Annotated in this window: 11 protein-coding genes; 7 read left to right on the top strand and 4 right to left on the bottom strand. The window is 67.0% G+C overall.

Annotation, left to right across the window (positions count from 1 at the left end; all coding sequences use genetic code 11):
- Positions 1-159: 159 nt before the first annotated feature.
- The 3 genes from C1932_RS00190 to C1932_RS00180 form a co-directional block, all read right to left on the bottom strand.
- Positions 160-3,999, bottom strand: a complete 3,840-nt coding sequence (locus C1932_RS00190; protein ID WP_108760807.1) for a LamG-like jellyroll fold domain-containing protein — start codon at positions 3,997-3,999, stop codon at positions 160-162.
- Between the two features lie 58 nt (positions 4,000-4,057).
- On the bottom strand, positions 4,058-7,240 hold the full coding sequence (locus C1932_RS00185) for a TonB-dependent receptor (RefSeq protein ID WP_108760806.1): 3,183 nt from the start codon (positions 7,238-7,240) through the stop codon (positions 4,058-4,060).
- Between the two features lie 224 nt (positions 7,241-7,464).
- The gene (locus tag C1932_RS00180; protein ID WP_108760805.1) at positions 7,465-10,245 is read right to left on the bottom strand and encodes a TonB-dependent receptor; all 2,781 of its coding nucleotides are present in this window, start codon (positions 10,243-10,245) and stop codon (positions 7,465-7,467) included.
- Between the two features lie 285 nt (positions 10,246-10,530).
- Here C1932_RS00180 and C1932_RS00175 point away from each other — a divergent pair, with 285 nt between their 5' ends.
- Both C1932_RS00175 and eda read left to right on the top strand, forming a co-directional pair.
- Positions 10,531-11,550, top strand: a complete 1,020-nt coding sequence (locus C1932_RS00175; protein ID WP_108760804.1) for a sugar kinase — start codon at positions 10,531-10,533, stop codon at positions 11,548-11,550.
- Positions 11,537-12,175 (top strand): bifunctional 4-hydroxy-2-oxoglutarate aldolase/2-dehydro-3-deoxy-phosphogluconate aldolase, encoded by a 639-nt coding sequence (gene eda, locus C1932_RS00170; protein WP_108751699.1) that lies wholly within the window; start codon positions 11,537-11,539, stop codon positions 12,173-12,175. Before C1932_RS00175 ends, eda begins: the two co-directional genes overlap by 14 nt.
- Positions 12,176-12,300: 125 nt before the next feature.
- Here the strand turns inward: eda and C1932_RS00165 are convergent, their stop codons facing one another.
- Complete coding sequence (locus C1932_RS00165; protein ID WP_234412228.1) at positions 12,301-14,175, bottom strand: sigma-54-dependent Fis family transcriptional regulator; 1,875 nt, start codon at positions 14,173-14,175, stop codon at positions 12,301-12,303.
- Positions 14,176-14,400: 225 nt separating this feature from the next.
- Between C1932_RS00165 and adh the strand changes: the two genes are divergently transcribed.
- From adh to C1932_RS00140, 5 genes are all read left to right on the top strand, one after another.
- A complete protein-coding gene (gene adh, locus C1932_RS00160) occupies positions 14,401-15,930 on the top strand; it encodes an aldehyde dehydrogenase (protein ID WP_108760802.1) in 1,530 nt (509 codons plus the stop codon).
- Positions 15,931-16,004: 74 nt separating this feature from the next.
- On the top strand, positions 16,005-17,033 hold the full coding sequence (adhP, locus tag C1932_RS00155) for an alcohol dehydrogenase AdhP (RefSeq protein ID WP_108751696.1): 1,029 nt from the start codon (positions 16,005-16,007) through the stop codon (positions 17,031-17,033).
- A gap of 114 nt (positions 17,034-17,147) precedes the next feature.
- Positions 17,148-17,525 (top strand): DUF779 domain-containing protein, encoded by a 378-nt coding sequence (locus tag C1932_RS00150; RefSeq protein ID WP_108747928.1) that lies wholly within the window; start codon positions 17,148-17,150, stop codon positions 17,523-17,525.
- A gap of 24 nt (positions 17,526-17,549) precedes the next feature.
- Positions 17,550-17,945, top strand: coding sequence for a hypothetical protein (locus tag C1932_RS00145; RefSeq protein WP_108760801.1), 396 nt, complete (start codon positions 17,550-17,552; stop codon positions 17,943-17,945).
- Positions 17,946-18,114: 169 nt separating this feature from the next.
- Entirely contained in the window at positions 18,115-20,868 is a 2,754-nt protein-coding gene (locus C1932_RS00140; RefSeq protein WP_234412226.1) for a TonB-dependent receptor, read from the top strand.
- Positions 20,869-20,895 lie beyond the last annotated feature (27 nt).

Here is a 20,895-nt window from a genome sequence, read left to right as displayed (position 1 = left end):
TGCGCACTGCCCTGCTTCGTAGAGTCGAGCTTGCTCGACTGTTGTTGGCCGAATGCAAGAAGCCGTCGAGCAAGCTCGACCCTGCGAAAGCCAGGGCGATCAGATCCCCCTCAACGCGGTACGTCGGAACCGCCAGGGCGTTGCCGCGTCCGTGCCCCCTCAACGCGGCACGTCGGCCACGTTGTTCAACCGGGTCACTTCCTCGCCACCATCGGCCAGGGCTACGCGCACTCGCAGGCCGCTGCGGTCGCCGGCCGGCAACGGCAGCGACACCACCACCGTCTTCGGCTGCAGCTCGGCCGGGGCAGCCATGGCCGGCACCTCGCTGCGCGCGATCTCGCGCCCACGCGCGTCTTCCAGCACGGCCACGCCCACGCCGCTGCCCACATGGCCCAGGCTGTGCACGGTCACGTGCACCTGGCGCCCGTCCACGCGCAGATCGCCGCGGCCGATGCCCAGGTCCGGGCGGGTTTCCACTGGCGTACCCGCGCTCACCCGCTCGAACTCGAAGATCTCGGTGCGGCCAGGACGGAACTGCATCGGCACCGCGACGCTGGTTTCCAACTGCACGGTGCGCTCGCGCGGGCTGCCGTCGATGCGGCCATCGCCATCGGTATCCACGCCGCTGCGCACGCGCCAGGTGCCGCTGGCCACGTTCCAGCCGGTCATGTCCGCGGCGATGGTGCGGCTGCCCAAGGTGTAGCTGGTCACCGTGAAGCGCTCGCGCGAGGGCGCATGCACCAGCAGGGCGACCTGCTCGGCGGCGTCGTCGCGGTCGAAGCGCCAGCTGACAGTGTGTCCGGGCCAGCTCTGGTTGCGCTTCAGCGCGATGCCGCCCAGGCGCGCACGCTGCAGGAACTCGCTGGGCGCTTCCACCCGATCGGACCACCAGTGGCCTTCGGTGTTCATGTACTCGCGCTGCGCCTTGGCCTGTACACCGTCGGCATGCAGTGCGTCGATGTACTGCAGGTCGCCGGTGGCCTGCCAGGCCATCAGGCTGGCGAAGCCGGTCTTGCCGGCCTTGGCATCGGCGGTCAGCTGCGGGTACCAGTCCTGCTGGCGGCCCAGCACTTCCACGTAGTTCTCGCCCAGGTTGGCCAGCGCACCCGGGCCGCCGCGGGCCACGCGGTAGTCCAGCGCCTGCAGGTACTTCGCATCGCCGGTCCAGCGCCAGGCGGCCCAGAACGTGTGCATGATGTCGCCGCTGCCGGAACCGTTGTTCAGTTCACCGCCGCGGGTGGCGCCGGTGGCCCAGTTGATTTCGTTGGGCAGGGTGAAGCGGCCCTTGTCGTCGCGGCCGGCGTGGGCCAGGTAGCCGTCGGCCAGGCCGATCACCAGCTTGCGGCCGGTCGGATCGGCGTTGTACTGGCCAAGCAGGAACGCCGGGTGCAGCACCGGGAACGAGTAGGGCTTCTGCCACTGCCAGTTCGGTTCGCGGTAGACCTTGTTGCCGCCGAACCAGTTGCTGGAGAACAGCAGGTGGCCCTGCGGATTGCGCAGGATGATGCGTTCGTCGAACGCCTTCACCGTCTCCATCAGCCGCTCCACCGTCAGCGGGTCGCCCCAGTTGAGGTAGAGCATGGCGCTGTTGGTGTTGATGCCTTCCTCGTAGGAATGCAGTTCGTCGGTTTCGATGGTGCTCAGGCCGTTGCTGAACATGCCATTGCGGTACACCGCATCGGACAAGGCGGTGAGCGAGGCATTCAGCCGGTCCGGCTGCACGCCCATCAGGGCCAGGCCCGGCCACTGCTGGGTCAGGTCGGAATCGTCGGAGATGCCGCCGCCGAAATCACCGTAGGCCACCTGGCGTTCGTCGATCCACCAGTCCACGAAGCGGCGCACGTGGGCCAGGTCCTGCAGCTGGTGGAACGCCCAGGCGGGAACGCCCTTGGGCACCTGCGGGGCGCTGAACGGCGGGCGGCCCTGGCTGTTGTAGCTGATGTAGTTCCAGTACAGCCGGCCCAGTTCGTGGTCGGGGTCGACCCGCAGCAGGTCGCTCAGGTCGGCGTACACGCGCGCGTACAGGCGCTGGCGCTTGGACGTGGTGTGTTCTTCCACCAGGAAGCCCCAGTTGTCACGCACCTGGTTGAAGCGGTCGGCCACGTGTTCCTTCAGCGCTTCGGCACGTGGCTTGAACACCAGCCGCACCTGCGCGCCATCCAGCGCAGCGGCGTCGAAGCCCGGTGCCGCCGAGGCGATGCTCAGCCACAGGCTGTCGGGGGTCAGGATGCGGTCGCGCAGGTCCAGCCACAGCGTGCGCTTCTGCCCAGGCTGCACCGACACCGAGACATCGATCATGTCGCGCGCCGGCCAGATCGGATCCTTGATGCGGATGTTCAGCGGAATCAGGCCGTCCTGCGTGGCCGGCAGATCCAGCGCGGGCAGGTCGATGGCCACGCCGTCCAGGCCGTCGTGCATGTTTTCCCAGCTGTAGGCCCAGCTGCGGATCAACGGCTGGTTGGCCGGCGCATCGCCCACGCCGGAGGGAATGAGCACGTGCACGATCGGGCGCGGCTGCGCCGGCAGCGTGTCGGCGCTGCGGCGGCGTGAGTCGGCGCTGCGGCGGCGTGAGCCGGCGCCCTTGGGCAGGGCCATGACCGTGCTGCGCTCGGCGGCCGGATAGCGGCCGTCGATGTAGCGGCGCAGCGCGTCCAGGTTGGTGTAGTCGGGCAGGGCCTGGCTGTCGATGATGTAGGTCTGCTTCACCGTGCCGTCGGGCTCGGCGCCCTCGCTCACGTGGTAGGCCCAGATTTCCTGGATCGGGGTTTCCTGTTCCACGTTGCTGAAGCGCAACACGCCACCGGACTGCGCGGGAATGTCCTGCACGCTGCGCACCACGCCCTGTTGCCGCGTGGCCAGCACCTGGGTGGCATGCGCGGCATCGGCGCCGTGGGCCAGGGTGCCGAAGGCCGCACCGCGGATCTCCACCCGGTTCACCGTTTCGCCCAGCGGCAGGGTCAGGTCCAAATGCTGGCCGCTCTCAACGTACGTGTTCCAGTCCGGCAACTGGAAGTAGTCGTTGCGGCCGGGCAGGCGCGAACGGTTGTAGACACCGGGCCAGGTGGTTTCGGCGATGCCGTCGGTGGCCTTCCACATCCACGCTTTCAGATCGCGGGTGTCGGCGAACTCGATCTTGCGGATGCGCGTGCCCGCCGCCGACAGCGCAGGCGGGGCGGCGCCTTCCCAGCCGAAGCGATGGCGCCAGGCGCGTTCGTCGGTGGCCGACGCCACCGCGCTGGCCGGCGCCTGGCCGCGCGCCAGTGCGGCCACGGCGGGCCCATCCAGCATGCGGTCGTACACGCGGATGTGCTGGAAATCGCTGCCGCGCAGGAAGTTGTAGCGGCTCTGCACCTGGTAGGGGGCCATCACCCGCCCGGCCAGGCCCAACTGGTCCAGCGCGGCATCGAAATCGCCGGTGGCCTGCGTGCGTGCCACTTCGCGCCCATCCACGAACAGGCGCACGCCCTGGTCTTCGTCCCAGGCGAAGGCCAGGTGCAGCCACTGGTCGGGCCGCGGCGGTGTGTCCATGCGGAACGACACGCGGCTGCGTGCCAGGTTGGCATCGGTCACGAACGCATCGAAGCCGTGGCCGTTCCAGTCGATGCGCAGCCAGGCCATGTCCCAGCTGCTGTGGTCGGCATAGCCCACGCGGAAGATCACGAACGGTGCTTCGCCCACGGCGTAGCGCGGGCGCCAGTCGAAGGCCAGGGTGCCGCGCTGGGCCTGGATGTTGCCGGGTGCATCCCAGGCCAGCACGCCATCGTCTTCCCACTGGATCGCCTTGCCACGTGCGCCGTCGTCCACCACCGCGGCCTTGTCGCGGAAGTTCGGCACCGCTTCGCCCTGCGCCGTCACCGCGGTCAGTCCCTGGTTGGCGTCCACGTGGAACAGCAGCGTGGGCGGGGCGGCGGCGCCCGCGGGCAGGGCAGTGGCCAGCAGCAGCGCGGCCACCAGCAGGCGGCGGCGCGGACGGGACGAAGCAGAAGCGGTGCGGTGCATGGAACCTTCCTTTCAGCAGCATTCGACGGTGCAGCGGTACGGCAGGGCAGGCAGGGGCTCAGAACTTGTAGCGCAGCCCCAGGTAGTACTGGCGACCGGTATGGGTGTAGCGGTCGGGCAGGGACAGGGCCGAGTCCACGTAACGCTCATCGGCGCTGTCCAGCAGGTTGATCGCCTCGAAGCTGACGGTCAGCTGCTTGTTGAACTTCCAGGACATGTTGAAATCCACGTTCTCCACGCTGTACTTGCCGGTCACATCGGCGGTGGCGTACTGGTTGCCGTCCAGGTCCCAGACGTTTTCCTGGGTCAGGATCTGGTTGATGTAGGCGTCGCGGTAGCTGGTGGACACACGCGCACTGAAGCGCCCGTCGTCGTAGTACAGGGTGGCGTTGTACGAATTCGGCGACAGGTTCAGCAGGTCGTTCTCGGTGTAGGTGGTGACGATGGTGTCGCCGCTGCCGGAACTGAAGAGGTATTTGATCTTCGAATCCACGTGGGTGTAGTTCAGCTGGATGCCGAAGTTCTTCCAGAACCCCGGCAGGAAGCTGAAGGGCTGCTGGTAGGTCAGCTCGTAACCCTTCAGCGGGCCGCCCGGCGTGTTGAAGTAGCTCTGCACGTTGAACAGCGAGTTCGGACTGAAACCGGCCGGCAGCAGGTCAAGCGAATAGCCCATGTCCTGCCAGGTGGTCAGCAGGCGGGTGCGCTGCACGTAGGTCTCGATATCCTTGTAGAACACCGCCGCCGACAGCAGCGCGCCTTCCTGGAAGTACCACTCCGCGCTCAGGTCGTAGTTGGTGGAGCGGAACGGGTCGAGCTTGGGGTTGCCCAGGTTGATCGAGTAGTAGCGGTCTTCATCGACGAAGGCGGTCGGGCCACCGCTGACGCTGGGCGACAGGTTGGACAGGGTGGGCCGGGCCATGGTCTTGGCCGCGCCGAAGCGCAGCACGAAGGTGTCGGTCAGGTCCCACGCCAGGTTCAGCGACGGCAGCCAGTCGTCGTAGCGGTGGGCGACGGTGGTGCCGACCAGCAGGCGCTCGCCGGCATCGGCGGTGGCGCTGGCCACGCCCAGGAACGGCTCGCATTGCGACGACAGGTCGTTGCTGTTGGCGGCCTGGCATGGCGCATAGCCACTGGCATCGATCTGCGTGCGCACGTAGCGCAGGCCCAGGTTGCCGCGGAACGGCCGATCCCACAGTTCGGTGTTGAAATCGAGCTGCAGGTAGCTGGCGTAGCTCTTCTCGGTCACGTCGAAGTTGTTGTTCGATGCGCCGTAGTGGCCCACGCCGGCCAGCCGGTAGTCGCCGCCCAGGGTGCCGGTGTTGCAGTTGCAGTAGATATCCAGCAGTTCGGCGATGCGGCTGAAATCGGGAATCAACCACCCGTTCGGCGTGTTGCCGTCCAGGCCCTTGCCGAAACCATCCAGGGTGGTGGACAGATCGCCCACGCCCACGCCGTTGGGCAGCGCCTGCGACATGCGCCCGTAGCTGATGTTGCGGTATTCCTGCGTGCTCATGCCGTAGTCCTTGTAGGCCAGGCCGCCGCGCAGGGTGAAGGTGGGCGAGAGGTTGAAGGTCAGGTCGACCTTGGCGGTGTCGAAGCTGTTGTCGACGTACTGCGGGTTCAGCCGCACTTCGCTGATGTTGCCGCCGCGCGCGGTGCCGTTGGCATTCACAGGCGCAGTGCCATAGCCCAGCCACTGCCACGATGCGGCATCGCCCAGCGCGAACGGGAAGGTCATCGAGGGCATGCTGGCGCCGTTGCGCATGTCCAGCACGAAGCCATCCAGATTGCTGTTGTCGAAGCTGACCATGGAGAACACGGGGCGTTCGAAGCTGGACGAGGAATGGCCGACCAGCGCATCCAGGCGCACCGCGTCGTTGAAGCGGTGCTCGAAGTTCAGGCTGGCCTGCTTGAACTCGGTGGTCTCTTCGATCGAGGTCGATTCGGTGCGGAAATCCACGTTGTCGAACACGCCGTAGACCAGCCGGTTCTGCGCATCCACCTGCGCCTCGCGCACGGCGATCTGGGTCTTGCCGCCGTACTGCGCGGTGCGGTGCAGGTTGGCGCCCAGCGAATCCTCGCGCTGGTCCTTGTCCAAGCGGGAGTACATCAGGTCCAGGTTCAGCAGGCTGTCGGGGCTGAAGCGGAACTGCAGCGCGCCGGTTACGCCCAGCCGTTCGATCTCGTGTTCGGTACGTACGTAGCGCGGGTAGCGGGGAATCCACGCATTGGTCGCGGTCTCGTAGGCGGCGATGTTCTCTGCCGTGGCCGCCGGCCGGTCGATGCCGGTGCCGCAGTGGGTGGCATCGATGCCGTAGCTGCCCCAGCCGTTGTTGCGCGCCTGATTGGCGGCGCTGCCCACGCCCTGCGCGGTTTCATTGCTGGCCGGGTTGCGCGGCGTCTGCGGGTCGTAGCCCACCGGGCTGCAGAAACCGTAGGTGCCGTTGTTGGCGGCGGTGGACTGGTTGGAGTTGCGGTAGTTGCCGTGTTCCCAGCGGACCGGGTTGTAGCCTTCCTCGAAGATGGTGCGCTTGCTCCACGCCACCGACATCAGCGCACCGAAGCGGCCATCGGCCCAGGTGTTGCTCAGCAGCGCCGATACGCGCGGGTCCTTGCTGCGCGACAGTTCGTTGAAGCCATACTGGCCGTTGAGCGAGGCCTGGAAGCCCTCGAAATCGAACGGTCGCGAGGCGCGCAGATCGACGGTGGCGCCCAGCGAGCCTTCATCCATCTGCGCCGACTGGGATTTGTTCACCTTGACCCGGCTGAACAGTTCCGAGGCGAAGGTGTTGAAGTCGAAGCCGCGGCTGCGGTTCACCCCGGTGGTGCCGCTGCCGGCGGTGGACAGCGCTTCCAGGCCGTTGATGCGCACGCGGGTGAAGTCCGATCCCAGGCCGCGCACGGAAATCTGCTGGCCTTCGCCGCCTTCGCGGTCGATCGATACACCGGCAATGCGCTGCATCGATTCGGCCAGGTTCAGATCGGGGAATTTGCCGATGTCCTCGGCGTAGATCGCATCGACCTGCTCGACGCTGTAGCGCTTCTCATCCAGCGACTGCTGCAGGCTTTCGCGGTAGGTGGCCTTTACTTCCACCTTGTCCAGGTCGACCGCATCGGGTGCGGACGCGGCCGCTTCCGGGGTCTGCTGGGCATAGGCAGCCTGGCACAGCACCAGGCCGATCGACAGGGCAAGCACGGTGCGCGGCGCGCGGCCGCGATGAAGCGCGAGCGACGAATCCATCTGAAATCCCCTCCCAGGGTGTCCTCAAGCGTTGCAGGTGCGTTGCTGCGTTCGTGCCGGCCTCCTCCGGCACGACGCGGGTGCAACGACGTGCTGACACCGCGGGTCATGCGTGAACGTAACAAAGCACATGGGACGCGGCATCTTGCGCCGCAGCAGTGCGCCGCAGCGGTATGTCGTTGCACGGGAATGCGGCGGCGTGCGCACACGCCGCCGCGGCTGCATCAGAACTTGTAGCGCACGCCCAGCAGATACTGGCGGCCGGTTTCTGTGTACTGCAGCGGCAGCTGACCGGTGGTGGGCGAGTACACCCACTCGTCGGATGCTTCGTTGGTCAGGTTGATGCCTTCCAGGCTCAGTTCCAGCTGGTCGCTGATGCGGTAGCGGATCGAAGCGTCCAGCACGGTGGTGCCGGTCATGCCGTGGTAGCCATCCAGGTTGAAGCCGGTTTCCTGGCCCGGTGCCTGGGTCAGGTAGTCGCTGCGGTTGGTGGCCGACACGCGGCCGGACCAGACCTCGCCTTCGTAGAACAGCGTGGCGTTCCAGGCGTTCTTCGACGTACCGGTCAGCTGGTTCTTCATCACCGCCACGCCGTTGCCGTTCACGTACTGGATGCTGGTGTCGACCCAGGTGTAGTTCAGCTGCACGCCCAGGTTCGACCACTTGCCGGGCAGGAAGGTGAAGGGCTGGGTGTAGTTGGCTTCCACGCCGTACAGCTCGCCACCCGGGGTGTTCAGCGGAATGCTGAAGGTGAAGTCATCGTTCACCGTTGCACCGGTGCCATCCAGCAGGCTGGCCGGCAGGCCGCTGGTGGAATACGGGCGCACTTCGCGGGTGGTCTGCACGAACGATTCGATGTCCTTGTAGAACAGGCCGATGCCGGCCATCGCGCCTTCGTTGAAGTACCACTCGAAGCTCATGTCCACGTTGGTGGCGCGGAACGGATCCAGGTTCGGGTTGCCGCCGGCCACGGTGCGTGCGCCGCCGGCCACGGCCACGGTCACGCCCGGGGTCAGGTTGCCCAGGCCCGGTCGGCTCATCACCTTGGCCGCGCCCAGGCGGATCAGGAAGTCCGGGGTGATCTCGGCCACCAGGTTGAACGAGGGCAGGATGTCGTTGTACTTGCGGTTGGTGGTGGCCGGCACCAGCACGCCGCCCACGGTGGCCGCGCCACTGGAGGTCTGTTCGGTCTGCACGTAGCGCACGCCGAAGTTGCCCGACAGCGGAATGCTGCCCAGATCGGTGGAGAACTCACCCATCAGCCAGACGCCACGGTCCTTCTCTTCCACGCTGCGGCTGTTGTTGGCACGCGGTGCCAGTGCGAACGTGCCGGTGTTGCTGTAGATGTCCAGCGCGTCGGCCACGGCATCCAGGTTCGGCACCACCCAGCTCGACGGCGAACCGGAGATGCCCTTCAGGCCGGCCTGGCTGGTCAGGTCCACCGGCACGATGCGCGAACCGTTGGCGAAGGTCGGTACCGCGCCTTCGCTGTTGCGGCGCAGCTCCAGCGTGTCGAAGGTGTAGTTCTTGGCCAGCACGCCGCCCTTCAGGCGGAAGCCGGGGCTGATGTTCCAGTTGAAGTTGACTTCGGCGGTGTCGAAGTCGTTGTCCACGTACTGCGGGCGCAGGCGGATCTCGGCCAGCTCCCAGCCATTGGGGTTGGTCGGGTCGATGCCGTAGTTCAGTACCGGCGCACGGCTGTTGCCACGGTAGTCGTAGCTGTAACCATCCACATCGTACTTGTCCATGATGATGGTGGTCTGCACCGGGTTCTCGTGCTTGGAACGCGAGACGCCCAGCTTGCCGTTCAGCGAGAACGCATCGTTGAAGCGATGATCGAAGTTCAGGCTGGCCTGCTTGAACTCGGTGCTCCATTCGTCGTGGCGGTTCTCGCTGCGGATATCGACGTTGTCGAATTCGCCGTAGACCAGCGCGTTGTTGCGAATCTCGCCGTTGCGCACCACCATCACCGGCTTGCCGTCGCGGTCGGGGCGGCGGTTGGCACCGGTGGCGGCATCGCGGTTGCGGCTGAACGAGATCGCTTCGATGTAGTGCTCGTCGCGCGTGGCGTCGATCTTCGAATACAGCGTATCCAGCGATATTTCGGTGCGATCGGTCGGCTTCCACTGCAGCGAACCGGTCACGCCCAGGCGCTTCTGTTCGTGTTCCATCTGCACGTAGCGCGGGAAGCGCGGGTGGTACACATCGGCACTGCGCGCGGCCGGGAACAGCGGGCTGGCGGCGAACCCGCCGTTGCTGGTGCCGTTGGCCCAGCGCCCGGTGTTGGAGCCTTCTTCCAGCGCCTGGCGTTCGGAATAGGCCACCGACAGCAGCGCGCCGAAGGTGCCGTCGGCGAAGGTGTTGGCGATCAGCGCGGCCATGCGCGGGTCGGCCTTTTCAGCCATGGCGTTGAAGCCGGCCTGGCCGCTGGCGGCGAAGGTGAAGCCGTCGTAGTCGAACGGGCGCGCGGTACGCAGGTCCACCGTGGCGCCCAGCGACCCTTCCTCGACATCGGCCGAGGCGGTCTTGCGCACGATCATCTGCGAGAACAGATCCGAGGCGAACACGTTGAAGTCGAAGCCGCGGCCGCGGTTGGTGCCACCGCTCTGGTCGCCGGCGCCCACCGTGGTCAGCGCTTCCATGCCGTTCAAGCGCACGCGGGTGAAATCCGGGCCCAGGCCGCGCACCGAGATGTTGCGGCCTTCGCCGGCTTCGCGGGTGATGACCACGCCGGGAATGCGCTGCAGCGATTCGGCCAGGTTCAGGTCGGGGAACTTGCCCACATCCTCGGCCACGATGGCGTCGACCACGCCGGATTCGCTGCGCTTGATGTCCAGCGCCTTTTCCACACTGGCGCGGTAGCCGGTGACGTTCACCGTGTCCAGGTTGGTGGCGGTGGGCGCTTCACCCTGCTGCTGTGCCGCGGCGCCTGCCGACAGTGCCAGGCCGACGGCCATGGCCAGCAAGGTAACCGGTGTCTTTTTTGCGTGGTTCCGAGAATGCATGCCTTTCCCCTCTCCCAAAGGTCTGGTCTCGCGAGTGTTTCAGCGGAATGACACCGCTGGTCAAGGCGGACGGTAACAGCACCTCCCGGTTCCGGCATCTTGCACCGCAACAGATCTGCAATGTCTCCAAGACGCTTGCGGGACAATGCTTCCGACAGTTTGCTAGGCTGTGCGCACGGCCAGTCGGATCTACAATGACACCGATAGCCAACCGCCACGCGGGTGCGTGGTGCGATTCCACGCCGTGCAGCCGTACGTGCTGGCGGCCAGCGTAAGGGAGCGGAAATGGGTCGTGTTGTGTGTTTCGGGGAACTGCTGCTGCGGATGGGCGCGCCAGGGCGCGAGCTGCTGCTGCAGTCGCCGCAGTTGCAGGTGCATGTGGGCGGTGCGGAAGCGAACGTGGGTGTCTCGTTGTCCTGCTTCGGACATGAGGTGGCCATGGTCAGCACCGTGGCCGGCAATGCGCTGGGCGCGCACGTGCTGGGCGAACTGCGCCGCCATGGCGTGGACACGCGCGGCGTACGCGAGGACCCGGATGGGCGCATGGGCCTGTACTTCCTGACCACCGGTGCGGTGCAGCGGGCCAGCGAAGTGGTCTACGACCGCGCCGATTCGGCCTTCGCCCGCAGCAGCGCTGCCGACTACGACTGGCCGGCACTGCTGCAGGGCGCACAGTGGCTGCACCTGTCCGGGGTCAGCCCAGCGCTGGGCCCGGACGTGGCGCAGGCCACGCTGGAAGCAGCGCGTGCAGCGCGCGCCCTGGGCGTACGCGTTTCCTTCGACGGCAACTTCCGGCCGAAGTTGTGGCAGCGCTGGGGCGGCGATGCGCAAGCGATCCTGCACCAGCTGTTCGCGCAGGCCGACATCGTGTTCGCCGACTACCGCGACATCGAGGTAATCCTCGGCCAGCGGTTCGAGCAGGCCGATGTGGTGGCCAAGGTGGAAGCCGCCGCCGCCGCCGCCTTTGCCGCCTTCCCGCACCTGCAGTGGATGGCCTGCACCCAGCGCCAGGCGATCAGCGTGGACCACCACGCGCTGGGCGCGCTGCTGCTGGGCCGCGATGGCACCCGCGCACAGGCGCCGGTGCGCCAGCTGCAGGGCATCGTCGACCGCATCGGCGGTGGCGACGCCTTCGCCGCCGGCATCCTGCATGGCATCCTGTCCGGTCTGGATGCCGAGGCCACCGTGCGCTTCGGCCTGGCGGCCGGTGGACTGAAGCATTCGATCCCCGGCGATTTCAACCCTGTCAGCGAAGCTGACGTGCTGGCCCTGGTGGGCGAGGAGCGATTCGATGTCCGGCGCTGATCCGCGCGTACGTGCGGTACTGAAACTGGCCCCGGTGATCCCGGTGTTCACTCCCGATGACGTGGACGATGCGGTGCAGGTTGCACAGGCCCTGTTCCGTGGCGGCCTGCCGGTGATCGAAGTGACCCTGCGCACGCCGCGCGCGCTGGAGGCGATCAAGGCGATGGTCGAGGCCGTGCCCGATGCCGTGGTCGGCGCTGGCACGGTGATGACGCCGGCGCAGATGCAGGCCGCGAAGGCGGCCGGTGCGCGCTTCGCGGTGTCGCCCGGCGCAACGCCCACCCTGTATGCCGCCGCCCGCGATGCCGACCTGCCGTACCTGCCGGGCGTGGCCACCGGTTCGGAGCTGATCGTGGGTCTTGAGCACGGGCTGGACACCTTCAAGTTCTTCCCGGCGGTGCAGGCCGGTGGCGCCGCGTTGTTGTCGGCCTGGCACGGCCCGTTCGCCGATGTGCGCTTCTGCCCGACCGGCGGCATCAGCGTGCAGACCGCACCGCAGTTCCTGCACCTGCCCAACGTGCTGTGCGTGGGCGGTTCGTGGCTGACCACCGCCGCCCTGGTGCAGGCGCGCGACTGGCAGGGCATCGAAGACCTGGCACGCCAGGCCTCGGTACTGGCCAGCTGAAGGCCACCGCCGTTGGTAGAGTCGAGCTTGCTCGACTGGCCTTTCCCCGCATTACGCGTAAAGCAGTCGAGCAAGCTCGACGCTACGGGCCGGGTTCGTCGCGCAAGCCCGGCATTGCCCCGCGTTCAACCGCCGCGCGGTGCGCCCAGCCGCCGGTACAGCGTGCTGCGGCTGATTCCCAGCCGCTTGGCCGCTGCGCTTACATTGCCCTCGCACGCGGCCAGCGCCTGGCGCATAGCCGCTTCGGCAATCTCCCCCAGCACTGCAGTGGGCGCCGCCACGGGCGGCAGCGTGTCCGCCGCGCCGTTGCGCACGACATCAGGCAGCAGTTCCGGGCCCACCGGTTGGCCCGGCCCTGCCAACGCCACCAGGGTGCGCAGGCAGGCACTGAGCTGGCGCAGGTTGCCCGGCCACGCACAGGCCACCAGCGCGGCACGCGTGGCGGCGGGCAACACCTGGTCGTGGCCCAGCTGCTGCCACAGCGCATCGACCACCGCGCCACGATCGGGATGCTGGCGCAGCGGTGCCAGGGTCACCACGTGGTCGGCGATGCGGTAGTACAGATCTGCGCGGAAGCGCCCGGCGGCCACCGCCTGCGGCAGGTCGCAGTGGCTGGCGCAGACCAGGGCGAAATCCAGCTTCACCGGCTTGCCACCGCCCAGCGGCGACAGCTCGCGTTCCTGCAGCACGCGCAGCAACCGGGGTTGCAGCGCCAGCGGCATGTCACCGATCTCATCCAGGAACAGCACACCACCTTCGGCCTGGCGCAGCAGCCCGGTACTGCCGTGGCGTCGTGCGCCGGTGAACGCGCCTTCTTCGTAACCGAACAGCTCCGATTCGATCAGGCCTTCGGGCAGTGCGGCACAATTAACCGCAACGAACGGCCGGCCCGCGCGTGCGCTGCGCGCATGCAGTTCACGTGCGAACACTTCCTTGCCGGTTCCGGTTTCACCCTGCAGCAGCACCGGCAGGCCCGCCTGCAGGACCCGCCCGGCCGCGTCGAGCTGCGCCTGCTGGGCGGCATCGAACAACGGCCCGCGCGGAACCGCTGCGACCACCGGCGGCGCCTGCGGCAGGCGCTGCGCGGGGGCGCCCTGCGCGCACCGCGTGCCGCGCGGCTGGCGCAGCCCGTAGAGGCGGCGGCCCTGGCGATCCAGCAGCACGCCATCGTCGGCCAGCCGTGACAGCGGTTGCTCGAACAAGGCTTCGTACGGCGTACGCCCGATGTCGTGGCGCTCCAGCCCGAACAGGGCCAGGCCGGCACGATTGGCTGCGACCAGGCGCCCACCGCGGAAGCCCAGCACGCCCTCCCGCGCGCTGCCCAGCAGCACCGGCTGATGGTGCAGCCGCAACAGCTCGCAGTCGGGCAGCCCGTCGGCAAAACCACGGTGCTCGATCTGGGCCACCGCCTGCCGCACCAGGGCCAGTGCGTGTAGATGGGGCAGGCGCGCGTCGCCGGATACGTCCAGCACCCCCAGGCATTGGCCGTGCGGGTCCATGATCGGCACCGCCGAGCAGGTGAGGATGCCGTGCGGGGCGAAGTAGTGTTCGCCACCGCGTACCTGCAGCGCGCGGCCTTCCACCAGCGCGGTGCCGATCGCGTTGGTGCCCACGCTGGTTTCGTCCCAGCGCACGCCGGGCATCAGCGCCACACGGCCGGCCTTGTCCAGGAAGCCGGTGCTGCCTTCGGCATCCAGGATCCAGCCATCCTCATCGGTCAGCAGCACGATGCTGCCGCTGTGGGTCATCTCCGCCGCCAAGCCTTCCAGTTCGGGCCGGGCCTGCCGCCACAACCGTTCGCGGCGCTGCCGCAGCTCGCGCAGGCGGCCATCGGTCAGCGGTTCGGCATTGGGTTGCGCGTCCACCAGCAGGCCATGGCGCTGGCAGCGCTGCCACGAGTTCAGGATGGCATCGGGCACCGCGCCCACCGGCGCCGCACCGCGTTCGAAGAAACTGCGCCGGGCACTGCCCAGGCGCGGGTCGGGAGCAAGCGGGGACACCGACAGCCTCCTGTGTCGCATTCTGCGACAGTTGTTTCAGGACCTGTTCCGATTAACAGCACATCGCGTGCTCGATCGCAAGGAAGGCGCCTGCTGCAGCGCCGCAGCCGCGCGCCTCACGCGCAGGCTGCGCAGCGCAGGACCTCGTGACGCGCCGCAGCACGCCACAGTTGGCACCGTCCTTGCGCCAGCACGGGCACTACGCCAACCCGTTGGGAGCCCCGCATGAACGCCGTACCGTCCACCCGCCCGCATGCCACCGACCCGCGTTCGATCTTCAAGCCGCGCTACGGCAACTACATCGGTGGCGACTGGGTCGCCCCGCGCAGCGGCCAGTACTTCGACAACACCTCGCCGGTGAACGGGCAGGTGTTCACCGAAGTGGCCCGCTCCAATGCCGAGGATGTCGAGGCGGCGCTGGACGCGGCCCACGCCGCCCGGGAGGGCTGGGGCCGCACCCCGGTGGCCCAGCGCGCGCTGCTGCTGAACCGCATTGCCGACCGCATCGAGCAGAACCTGGAACTGCTGGCGCACGCCGAAACCTGGGACAACGGCAAGCCGATCCGCGAAACGCTCAACGCCGACCTGCCGCTGATGGTCGACCACTTCCGCTACTTCGCCGGTGCGCTGCGCGCGCAGGAAGGCAGCCTGTCCGAGATCGATGCGGACACGGTGGCCTACCACTTCCACGAACCGCTCGGCGTGGTCGGGCAGATCATTCCGTGGAACTTCCCGCTGCTGATGGCGGCGTGGAAGCTGGCCCCGGCGCTGGCCGCCGGCAACTGCGTGGTGCTCAAGCCCGCCGAGCAGACCCCGGCCTCGATCCTGGTGCTGATGGAAGTGATCGGCGATCTGCTGCCGCCGGGCGTGCTGAACGTGGTCAACGGCTTCGGCCTGGAAGCGGGCAAGCCGCTGGCCAGCAACCCGCGCATCGCCAAGATCGCCTTCACCGGTGAAACCACCACCGGCCGCCTGATCATGCAGTACGCCAGCCAGAACCTGATTCCCGTCACCCTGGAGCTGGGCGGCAAGTCGCCCAACATCTTCTTCGCCGATGTGATGGCCGAAGACGATGATTTCCTTGACAAGGCGGTGGAAGGCTTCGTGATGTTCGCGCTCAACCAGGGCGAGGTCTGTACCTGCCCCTCGCGTGCACTGGTGCAGGAATCGATCTACGAGAAGTTCATCGAACGCGTGCTGGCGCGCGTGGCGGCGATCGTCCAGGGTGACCCGCTGGACCCGAACACCATGATCGGCGCGCAGGCATCGAGCGAGCAGTTGGAAAAGATCCTGTCCTACATCGATATCGGCCGCCAGGAGGGCGCCGAAGTGCTGATCGGCGGCGAGCGCAATACGCTGCAGGGTGACCTGGCCGGCGGCTTCTACGTGAAGCCCACCGTGTTCAAGGGCCACAACCGCATGCGCATCTTCCAGGAAGAAATCTTCGGGCCGGTGGTGGCGGTGACCACCTTCAGCACCGAGGAAGAGGCCCTGCAGATCGCCAACGACACGCTGTACGGCTTGGGTGCGGGCGTATGGAGCCGCGATGCGGCGCGCCTGTACCGGGTGGGGCGCGCGATCCAGGCTGGGCGGGTATGGACCAACTGCTACCACGCCTATCCCGCACACGCGGCCTTCGGCGGCTACAAGCAGTCGGGCATCGGCCGCGAAAACCACAAGATGATGCTCGACCACTACCAGCAGACCAAGAACCTGCTGGTGAGCTACGCGCCGAAGAAGCTGGGTTTCTTCTGAAGTTTGATCGTGATCAAGGCGCCGGTTCGCCGCCGGCGCCATTCTGTCCGCAAGCGCACTACGGAGATCCATGCATGAACAGAACCATGAAGGCCGCCGTTGTCCGTGAGTTCGGCAAGCCGCTGGTCATCGAAGAAGTGGTGGTACCGCGCCCGGGGGCGGGCGAGGTACTGGTCAAGATCGAGGCCTGTGGCGTCTGCCATACCGACCTGCACGCCGCCGAGGGCGACTGGCCGGTGAAACCGAACCCGCCGTTCATCCCCGGCCACGAGGGCGTGGGGCACGTCGTGGCCGTGGGCGGCGGGGTCGGCCACATCAAGGAAGGTGACCGGGTCGGCATCCCCTGGTTGTACTCGGCGTGTGGCCATTGCGAACACTGCCTGGGCGGCTGGGAAACGCTGTGCGAAACACAGCGCAACACCGGCTATTCGGTCAACGGCGGCTTCGCCGAGTACGCACTGGCCGATGCCAACTATGTCGGCCTGCTTCCCAAGGGAGTGGGCTTCGTGGAGATCGCACCGGTGCTGTGCGCCGGGGTGACCGTCTACAAGGGCCTGAAAGTGACCGACACCAAGCCCGGCGACTGGGTGGTGATTTCCGGCGTCGGCGGCTTGGGCCACATGGCCGTGCAGTACGCCCGCGCCATGGGCCTGAACGTGGCGGCGGTGGACGTGGACGATGCCAAGCTGAAGCTTGCCGAGCGCCTTGGCGCGCAGGTGACAGTGAATGCGCGCACCACCGATCCGGCTGCATTCCTGAAGAAGGAGATCGGCGGCGCGCACGGTGCACTGGTCACCGCGGTGTCGCCCAAGGCGTTCGAACAGGCACTGGGCATGGTCCGCCGCGGCGGCACGGTGTCGTTGAACGGGCTGCCGCCGGGCAACTTCCCGCTGGATATCTTCGGCATGGTGCTCAACGGGGTGACCGTGCGCGGTTCCATCGTCGGCACCCGCCTGGACCTGCAGGAATCGCTGCTGTTCGCTGCCGAGGGCAAGGTGGCGGCGACGGTCAGCACCGACCGCCTGGAGAACGTCAACGACGTGTTCGCGCGCATGCACGCGGGCACCATTGAAGGCCGCGTGGTGCTGGACTTCGCCGCCTGACCCTCCCGCGCACGGCTGCCGCGCCCGTCCCCCTCTCCCACGGGCGCGGCAGGCGTGCAAAGGGTCAGAGCCCTCTGCCACGGGCAGAGGGCTCTGACCCGCAACGAGGCGCCCATGAACGACCTTCCGCCACAGGTCACCGCCACCCTGGCCGCACTGCAGCTGATCGAGCGGCTGCATGCGCGCCACGGCCCGCTGCTGTTCCATCAATCCGGTGGATGCTGCGATGGCTCTTCGCCGATGTGCTTCGCGCAGGGCGATTTCATCGTGGGCGACCGTGACGTCTGCCTGGGTGAGATCGGGGGTGCGCCGTTCCATATCAGCCCGTCGCAGTTCGAATACTGGAAGCACACACAGCTGATCATCGACGTGGTGCCCGGGCGGGGCGGCATGTTTTCGCTGGAAAACGGCGAAGGTGTGCGCTTCCTGGTGCGCTCGCGCTTGTTCAGCGATGCAGAGTTCGCCGCCTTGCAGGCCGCCGGCAAGGCATGAGCCCGCACGCCTTACAATGCGTGCATGCCTGCCCTGTTCAAATCCATCTTCCTGTCCATCGTCGCCCTGATCGGTGCGCTGCTTGCCCTTACCCTGGTCAGCAGCGCCGGCGGCTGGCTGCCGTCGTTGTTCGGCCTGCATCCCGGCAGTGAAGCGCAGCTGGGCTGGGACCTGGCCTTCAGCGTGCTGGGCGGCATCGCCGCCATTGCCTTCGCGACCTACTACGCGCCGCGCTGGCCGCGCGCGCACGGCACGTCGGTGTGGCTGCTGCTGGTACTCGGTTCCGGTTACGGTCTGTGGCTGATGGGCGGCGATTTCCCGCGCTGGTTCGCGGTTTCCCTGCTGCTGTCACTGCCGGTGCAACTGCTGCTGGGCTGGTGGTTCGGGCGCCGTCCCTCGCGCAGCGCAACACAGGCTTAACAATTCCTCCCTAGGCTCGGTGCCCGCCGAACGTCGGCAACGCGGCGCAGGGGCCTGCACCCACGGATAAAGGGGCAGGCGCGGCGTAAGACACCACAGGGAACCGGGAAATCATCCGATGCGTCACCAGACCCGGGAAGCCGCCGCTGCGGCTCCCCATGCGAAGCTTTTGTCCCGCGCCGTGCATGCGGTGCTGATCGGCGGCCTGGCCGTGCTGCCCATCGACGCGATGGCCGAAGAGGCCGCCGATGGCGATACCCGCGAGCAACTGCAGCAGTTGGACACGGTGACCGTGACCGGCAGCTACGCCAAAAGCCTTGAGAAGGCCGTCGACCTCAAGCGCGCCAACATCGGTTTCTCCGATTCGATCGTGGCCACCGACGTGGCCGATTTCCCCGAACAGAACCTGGCCGAAGCGCTGCAGCGCATGCCCGGTGTCACCATCGAGCGCAACAAGGGCCTGGGCAGCAAGGTCAGCGTGCGTGGCCTGCCCAGCGAGTTCACCCTGGTGTCGATCAACAACCTGGCCACCGCCTCCGGCAGCGGTGGGCGTGATGTGCAGTTCGACATCTTCGCCGCCGATGTGGTGCAGACGGTGACGGTGCAGAAGTCACCGACCGCGGCCGACGAGGAAGGTGGCATCGCCGGTTCGGTCTATATCGAAACCGCCAAGCCGTTCGACTATGCCGAACCCAAGTTCAGTGCCTCGGCCGAAGCCTCGCACAACTCGATCAACGGCAAGATCGATCCGAAGATCTCGTTCCTGGCCAGCGACACCTGGGGCGACTGGGGTGGCCTGGTGTCGTTCTCCAAGGCCAAGCGCACGAACCGTACCGACTCCAACTCGGGCATCAACTTCCGGCCGATGGGGCGCTTCCTGGAGGCGTCCGGCACGCGCGGCGCGCAGGCCGCGGCGGTGCTGGCGCGCGATGCGGGCATCATCGTGCAGGACCGCATGGACAAGGATGAAACCAGCCGCATCATCTTCCAGGACAAGGTCGGCGACCGCGTCTATCTGAACGAGCAGGACCAGTGGGGCGCCACCGCCTCGCTGCAGTTCAAGCCCAGCGATACGTTCTCGCTCAGCTTCGATGCCATGTTCGGTGGCTACGACACGCATGAGGACGAGTACGATGCGGCCGCCTATTCGGCCTCCAGCCGCAGCACGCTCGACACCATCCACGACTACGACAGCGACACCCTGTCGGCCTATGGCATCACCGTGCTGAAGGATGTGTCCTACACCGCCACCCAGCACGAGATCCTCAGCAAGGAGCGCAGCGCCAACACCGACTACCGTCAGTTCAGCAGCAAACTGGACTGGAAGGTGGGCGGCTGGGATATCGACGCGCTGGTCGGCTATTCGGGCGCGCGCAAGGATTCGGACTATGCCAACCTGAAGCATGTGGCCTATGCGCCCTCGCGCACGCGCTGGACTGCCGATGGCGGCGAGACCGTGCCCAGTGCAGCCTCCAACGGTTTCAACATGTATGCCTCGCCGGAAAAGTACCTGTTCGAGGCCTACGAAACCGAAGTGGAGAACGTGAAGGATGACAAGTACGCCGCGCAGCTCGACCTGCGCCGGCAGCTGGAGCTTGCGTTCTTCCCCGCGCTCAACGCCGTGCAGTTCGGCGCGCGCTATACCGACAAGACCAAGGAACGCGCGTTCGGCAGCGGCAAGATCCAGGGCCCCAGCGCCGGCAGCGTGGCCTGGGTGAACACCCGCACCCTGGCCGACAGCAACCCGACCTGGATCAGCCAGCTGGCACCTGGCGGCGGCTATCGCCCCAGCGATCTGGACTGGCAGCAGGTGTCCAACGCCTACGCACGCGCGACGTTCCGCTACCCCGGCTACAGCACGCCGATTGATCCGGGCCAGTACTACGAAGTGAAGGAAAAGACCCTGGCGCTGTACGCCATGGCGGATTTCTACTTCGATATCGGCCGGGTGCCGGTGTATGCCAACCTGGGTGTGCGCTCGATCGACACCGATGTGGATTCGGCCGGCTTCCACCCGGTGCAGAACGCCGATGGCAGCAACGGTTACACGCCCACGCCGATTTCCAGCAGCGGCGATTACAGCGATGTGCTGCCCAGTTTCAACATGACCGCCGAGATTGCCGATGGCCTGGTGCTGCGCGGTGCCGCATCGGAAACGCTGATGCGCCCGTCGCTGACCGACATCGCCTACCGCCGCACGGTCAGCTGGAGCAGCTTCCGCTTCATGGACGGCAACCCGGCACTGAAGCCGACCACCGCCCGGCAGTGGGAAGTGGGCCTTGAGAAGTACCTGCAGAACGGCGGGCTGCTGGCCGCATCGTACTTCTCCAAGAAGATCGATGGCGTGGTGCGGCAGTCGCTGACCGGCATCGTGCCCGGCGTGGAGAAGCTCAACGCCAACGGCTCGCTGGACGGCTACTACGACTTCGATGTCTACCAGCCGGTCAATGCGGACGGTTCCTACAAGGTGACCGGCGTGGAGCTGGTGGCGCAGCTGCCGTTGTCGATGCTGCATCCCGCGCTGGAAGGCTGGGGCATCAATGCCAACTACACCCAGCTGGACAACTCGCTGACCGGCGCGTCGGACCTGGACATTCCCACGCCGCCGGAAGGCCTGGCCGAGAAGGCGTACAACTTCACCCTGTACTACGAGAACGATCGCTTCAGCGCGCGCGCCTCGTACAACTACAAGGACAAGTACGTCGAGTACATCCACCTGAACATGTACCCGGTCTACCGCGATGCCTATGGCCAGCTGGATGCGTCCATCGGCCTGCGCCTGAACGACACCTGGAAGGTGAACCTGGAAGCGATCAACCTGCTGGATGAGAAGACCAGCGGGTATACGATCAACAAGGCCTTCCCGACGCAGTACGAGTTCTCCGGGCGCCGGGTGACCTTCGGCATCCGCGCGGACTTCTGATCGACGCCGCATTGATCTGGTAGCGCC

Origin of the sequence: Stenotrophomonas sp. YAU14D1_LEIMI4_1, from assembly GCF_003086815.1 — a bacterium.
In the GTDB taxonomy this organism is placed as follows: Bacteria; Pseudomonadota; Gammaproteobacteria; order Xanthomonadales; family Xanthomonadaceae; genus Stenotrophomonas.
This window is presented reverse-complemented; position numbering and strand designations above follow the sequence as displayed.